Source organism: Pararhodobacter sp. SW119, from assembly GCF_017811755.1.
Lineage (GTDB): Bacteria > Pseudomonadota > Alphaproteobacteria > Rhodobacterales > Rhodobacteraceae > Pararhodobacter.
Genome location: NZ_JADDJF010000106.1, coordinates 1 through 4862, shown reverse-complemented (window position 1 = coordinate 4862; position 4862 = coordinate 1). Strand labels below are relative to the sequence as shown.

5 protein-coding genes and 4 pseudogenes are annotated in these 4862 nt (G+C 62.0%); 4 read left to right on the top strand and 5 right to left on the bottom strand.

The window, feature by feature from the left end:
• Together IM708_RS20335 and IM708_RS20330 are read right to left on the bottom strand one after the other, a co-directional pair.
• Positions 1-156: pseudogene (locus tag IM708_RS20335) on the bottom strand (IS110 family transposase); the annotation flags it as partial.
• 307 nt (positions 157-463) lie between these two features.
• Positions 464-973, bottom strand: a pseudogene (locus IM708_RS20330) (transposase); the annotation flags it as partial.
• Between the two features lie 91 nt (positions 974-1064).
• Here IM708_RS20330 and IM708_RS21635 point away from each other — a divergent pair.
• The gene (locus IM708_RS21635; protein ID WP_280861176.1) at positions 1065-1199 is read left to right on the top strand and encodes a hypothetical protein; all 135 of its coding nucleotides are present in this window, start codon (positions 1065-1067) and stop codon (positions 1197-1199) included.
• Here the strand turns inward: IM708_RS21635 and IM708_RS20325 are convergent.
• From IM708_RS20325 to IM708_RS20315, 3 genes and pseudogenes are all read right to left on the bottom strand, one after another.
• Positions 1196-1405, bottom strand: a pseudogene (locus tag IM708_RS20325) (ATP-binding protein); the annotation flags it as partial. The gene IM708_RS21635 and the pseudogene IM708_RS20325 overlap by 4 nt on opposite strands.
• Positions 1406-1625: 220 nt before the next feature.
• Complete coding sequence (locus tag IM708_RS20320) at positions 1626-2327, bottom strand: LrgB family protein (protein ID WP_209428384.1); 702 nt, start codon at positions 2325-2327, stop codon at positions 1626-1628.
• Positions 2320-2679: a CidA/LrgA family protein gene (locus tag IM708_RS20315; RefSeq protein WP_209428383.1), complete on the bottom strand. Its 360-nt coding sequence runs from the start codon at positions 2677-2679 to the stop codon at positions 2320-2322. Before IM708_RS20315 ends, IM708_RS20320 begins: the two co-directional genes overlap by 8 nt.
• A 333-nt stretch (positions 2680-3012) precedes the next feature.
• On the opposite strand from IM708_RS20315, the gene IM708_RS20310 reads away from it, so the two are divergent.
• The 3 genes and pseudogenes from IM708_RS20310 to IM708_RS20300 all read left to right on the top strand — a co-directional run bounded on the left by IM708_RS20310 (position 3013) and on the right by IM708_RS20300 (position 4841).
• Complete coding sequence (locus tag IM708_RS20310; RefSeq protein ID WP_209428382.1) at positions 3013-4116, top strand: helix-turn-helix transcriptional regulator; 1104 nt, start codon at positions 3013-3015, stop codon at positions 4114-4116.
• Positions 4117-4200: 84 nt separating this feature from the next.
• A pseudogene (locus tag IM708_RS20305) lies at positions 4201-4323 on the top strand (IS110 family transposase); the annotation flags it as partial.
• The gene (locus IM708_RS20300; RefSeq protein ID WP_209428385.1) at positions 4299-4841 is read left to right on the top strand and encodes an IS110 family transposase; all 543 of its coding nucleotides are present in this window, start codon (positions 4299-4301) and stop codon (positions 4839-4841) included. The pseudogene IM708_RS20305 and the gene IM708_RS20300, both read left to right, overlap by 25 nt.
• The last annotated feature ends 21 nt before the right edge of the window (positions 4842-4862 follow it).

Below are 4862 nucleotides of genomic sequence, written 5' to 3'. Positions count from 1 at the left end.
TTGACGCATCAGCAGGTCGCGTGAGCGGTGCAGGACCAGCACGGCCTGCTGCTCCTCGGTCTTCACCGGCACGAAGCGCATGTTCGGCCGGGTCACGGCTTCACAGATCGCCTCGGCATCGGCGGCATCGTTTTTCTGGCGCTTCACGTAGGGTTCACATGAGGAGAATTGGATCAAGCAGGATTCTTCAGATCATCGGTTTCACTCCCCCTGACGTTTCGGATCTCGGGTCCGGCCCACTGATGGAACGCGTGACGAAGACCTACGCGCTCAAGCTCACATACGGTCGCCGGTAATACCGGCTGCACCATCATCCCGCATCCTGCGGTTGGGGCTCGGGAAGACGGGACCATTCTTAACTACGGCTTATTGGGCCATACCCTACGCCGGTCCGTCCGCCCGGATCCGCCGAGGCTGATCAGGCCTCAGTGGAATGCTGGAATTTCTGATCTTCGGGCTTGCGTCACACCGTCTTCATAGCAGCGCCCTCGATCACGACGCCGCTGGTTACGTATTTCCACAAAGCCACAAGAAGCTTCCGCGCCAGCGCAACAATCGTGACCTTCCTGGTGCGTGGACCAAGCCGGCGGACCCGGTCGTGGAACCACCGAGCGAGCGCCGATCCCGGTTGGTGCCGCAGCCAGAGCCAGGCCATTTCCACGGCGATGGCCCGCAGGCGGGGATTGCCTGCCTTGGAGACGCCCTGTTCGTGGTTGATCTTGCCGCTCTTCCACGGTGTCGGTGCCAGCCCGGCATAGGCCGCGACCTGGCGCCTGTTCTGGAACGTTCGGAACAGCCCCTCGGACCACAGCGCGCCCGCAAAGCCTGGGCCGATGCCCTTGAGGCCGAGCAACATACGCACCGGGGTCGGCGTCGAGCCAATGGTCTGGATCTCCGCGAGAAGCGTGTCGCGCTCCGCCTTCACGGTCTCGATCTGCCGGTTCAGGATCTCGATGATCTCCAACGCGCGCAAGGGCGTTGTCAGAGGAATCACTGCAGCGCTAGCTTCTTTGCCCCTCTGTTGGATCCGAGGGCACAAACAATTGTTCTTCAAGGCAGTCGCCATGAAAGTGCTGCAGGAGACGGAACAACCGGGCCCGATGAGCGTATCACGTTCCGTTTCTCTGACAATGCCGGCGCGTGCCATGGCGCTGGCCCGCAAGGCCAATCCGATGACCGGTGATCAGGAGATGGCTTAGGCCTTTCGGGCGCGGCTTTGGCCGAGCCGGTAGCTGTCGCCGTTCATCTCGAGGATGTTGACGTGGTGTGCCAGCCTGTCGAGCAGCGCGCCGGTCAGGCGTTCAGTACCGAAGGTTTTGGTCCATTCGTCGAATGGCAGGTTGCTGGTGATCATCGTGGAACCGCGCTCATAGCGCTGCGAGATCAGCTCGAACAATAGCTCCGCCGCCGTCCATTCCTCCGTCCACAACCATTCACATGGGGAATGCTCAATCAAGTGAGTCGGTCGGGTTATTTCATAGCGCTATCCTATGGTGGCGGGATCAGGTCTGAGCTGCATTGCGTGACGCGGCTCCATTTGCTGAGCCGCGATTTCAACCCCGGAGCACGTGAAATAACACCCATTTACGGAGGTTCGCCAAAGGCTCTTTGGTCGGGCAGGCAGGTCAGTCGCCCAGCAGGGAAAGGCAGAGCGGCACGAGCGCGATGGTCAGGATGGCGTTCAGGATCATTCCGAGGCTTGCGAAGCTGCCGGTAATCTCAGAGATTTGGAAGGCACGGGCGGTACCGATGGCATGGCTCGCGAGACCGAGTGCAAAACCGACGGCTCGAGGATCACGGACGCCGGTGGTGTCAAGGATCGCTGGTCCGAATACCGCACCGAAGATGCCCGTGGAGATGACGATGACCGCAGTCATTCCAGTTGCCCCACCCTGGGCCTGCGCGATTTCGACCGCGACGGCCGCGGTTGCGGACTTCGGCGCCAGTGTCGCCAGGAGCGCGAAGTCGGCCCCAGCCGCGAGCGGCAGTGCGAGCGCCGTGCCGATTGCCGCCGCAGACCCGACCACCAGCGCCACTCCTAACGGCACCCCCGCTTCCCGGATAAATCTTGCCTGTCGGCAGAGCGGGACCGCAAGCAACACGATAACGCCGCCGAGCGCCTGGTCGAGAAGCGCGGCCTGGGCGTAGAAGACATCGTAAGGTAAACCGGAGACCACTAGCACCGCGATAACCATTAGTGTGGCGGCGAGCACCGGGTGGCAGATCGCTGGTCGCCCGAACCGGACCCAGAGCGTAGCTGCCGCGAGAGAGGCGATCACTGTGAGCCCCAGCCCGAAGAGGGGATGAAGGAGGACCGTCTCAAGCACCAGATTTTCTCTTGTCGGCGAGCGTCAGGAGGATTTGTGCAAGCTGGCCGGTGAGCACGAGCACCAGCGCCGTCCCGAGGACGATCGCCACAGCGACGTGCGTCCACACCGCCGAGAGCAGAGCGAGATGCGCCACGACACCCACGGCAGCAGGCACGAAGAACAGCGGAAACCACGGCGCGGCCAGATCGAAGAGCTGCTCGAAATTCGGATGCGGCCGGCCCTTCCAGGCGAAAGCCGCTGCAAGGACGGCCAGGCCCATGGCTGGTCCAGGTACCGGCCAGCCGATCGCGGCCGCGAAGGCATCGCCGAGAATCACGAGCACGACGACGAACGCGAAGGATGGAAGCATGATCTGTCCTCCAGACTCGCTGGATGAAATTAAGGGTGCCGGGGAAAACTGGTGTCCCGTCTCCATTCGGGTCCATGACTCAGTGCTGATCTGGAACCCCGGCGCTGATTCCTCATCCTGCGCCGCAGAGCGTGGCAGCACATCGGCCGGTCGGTGGTCTAGGCATAGACCGAACGGGTGAAGTCAGCGTCGCGTCACAGTTTGCAGGTCGCAAATGTACTGGTAAACTTCGCTGATGGATCCACTGATTTCCTGTTGGCGTGCGATAGATCGGAGCCTCGTCTTTCAATGAGACAGCCAGTCTCTCATGAGGTATTGTCCGAGCTAATCGGAATGATCTACGATTGTGCCCTGGACCCCGGTCGATGGTCCGACACACTGGATCACATCCGAACCGAACTTAATTTCGCCAATGCGGCGATTTCGTTCATGGACATGCATACCGGTCAGATGCCGCTCAGCGTGATTAGAGGACCAGAGCCCGAATGGATCGCGCGCATACCCCAATTTGGTTCGGACATGATCGACATGTGGGGCGGCCTCGACAAGATGCGCGCACTTCCAATCCACGAACCAGCGGTGCAGTCACGAGTCCTCGACCCAACGAACTGGCCAAGCAACCGATACTTTATGGAATGGGCCCGGCCCCAAGGCCTTCACGACGCACTTATCATCATTCTTTCGAATGACAAGGATATGTTGGGCTCGGTCGGATTCGGTCGCCACGAATCCCAAGGTGAAATCGGTCGGCTCGAAATTGACGCAGCACGGTTGCTGATTCCGCATTTTCAACGGGCGGCCGCCATCGGAAGGCTCCTCGACATCAAGAGCATCGTTTCCTCTACATTCGACGCAACGCTCGATACTCTATCTGTCGCGGTGACTCTCGTCGACGTGAACCTTCGCATTGTCCTTGCTAATTCGGCTGCCCGAACCCTTCTGGCGTCGGAAGGCGCGATCCGGTCGCGGCACGGCATCCTGCGGATAAGTCCCGCAGAAGTGGAAGCAGCGCTGATCGTCGCGGTCCGTCGGGCCGCAGAGGACGAAGCGGGGGCTGGTCGGCGCGGTTTCGGCATCCCGGCTTCGCACAACGGAGGCGCGCCTTGCGTGCTGCACGTCTTGCCACTACGACACGGCAGGCTTCGCCCCGGACTGATGCCAAGTGCAGCAGCCGCTGTATTCATCGCCAGGGCAAGCGACGCCACCCGCTTTCCCACGGATATACTTGCTGCGCTTTACGATCTTACCCCCGCCGAGGCGCGAGTCTTCGAAAGCATCGCGAGCGGCTCTACCCGCGCTGAGGCGGCAGAGGCGCTCGGCCTCGGGCGCAGCACTGTCAAGTCGCACCTCGCGCAGATTTTCGCCAAGACTGGGGCCCGCCGGCAGGCGGACCTCGTTGCCCTTGCGGCTGCCCTCGCCCTCCCACTTCAGACGTAAAGTAGCCTATCGACCCGATCTTTGCCACCTTCGGAGGGAAGACCTGAGTGATGGATTGGACTATGGGTTCACGGGCGCGGTTTGCTTGCCGAGTTCGGCCATGAGGTGCGCCTGATCAGCCCGCAGTTCGTGACGCCCTACGTCAAGTCGAACAAGAACGACCGCAACGATGCGGAAGCGATCTGGCAAAGGGGGCCGAGGCCGAACTCGACGACATGATCCGGGATCTCGTGCGGGACGTTCACGAGGAACTGGTCGAACTTGATCGGCGCACTACCGCATACAGCCGCCGGATCCGGGCCCTCTTCAGCAGCAACCCGGCGTGTCAGCGCATCGGAAAGATCGAGGGGATCGGTCCGATCTCGGCGACGGCGCTGGTCGCCGCAGTCGGCGACCGGAGCTGTTTCAGGAACGGCAGGCACTTTGCTGCTTGGCTGGGTCTGGTGCCCAGGCAGCGTTCGAGCGGCGGAAAGGCCCGGCTGTTCGGGATCAGCAAGCGGGGAGACCGCTACATTCGCACGCTGCTGATCCACGGTGCCCGCGCGGTTCTGGGCAAGGCCCACGGAAAGACGGATCCGAAAAGCCTGTGGGTCGCCCCGATGCGCGTGCGGCGGCACCCCAATGTGGTGGCCGTCGCCCTCACCAACAAAAATGCCCGGGTTGTCTGGTCGATCCTGGCGCAGGACGAGGAATACCGGCCCGACAAGACCGTCGCGGCGGCATGATCGACGCCGGTGAGTAACCGG

Excerpts from the sequence above, each read along its gene's own strand:
- IM708_RS20315 (WP_209428383.1), bottom strand. The coding sequence starts at position 2,679 with ATGCTTCCATCCTTCGCGTTCGTCGTCGTGCTCGTGATTCTCGGCGAT.
- IM708_RS21635 (WP_280861176.1), top strand. The coding sequence starts at position 1,065 with ATGAAAGTGCTGCAGGAGACGGAACAACCGGGCCCGATGAGCGTATCA.
- IM708_RS20310 (WP_209428382.1), top strand. The coding sequence starts at position 3,013 with ATGATCTACGATTGTGCCCTGGACCCCGGTCGATGGTCCGACACACTG.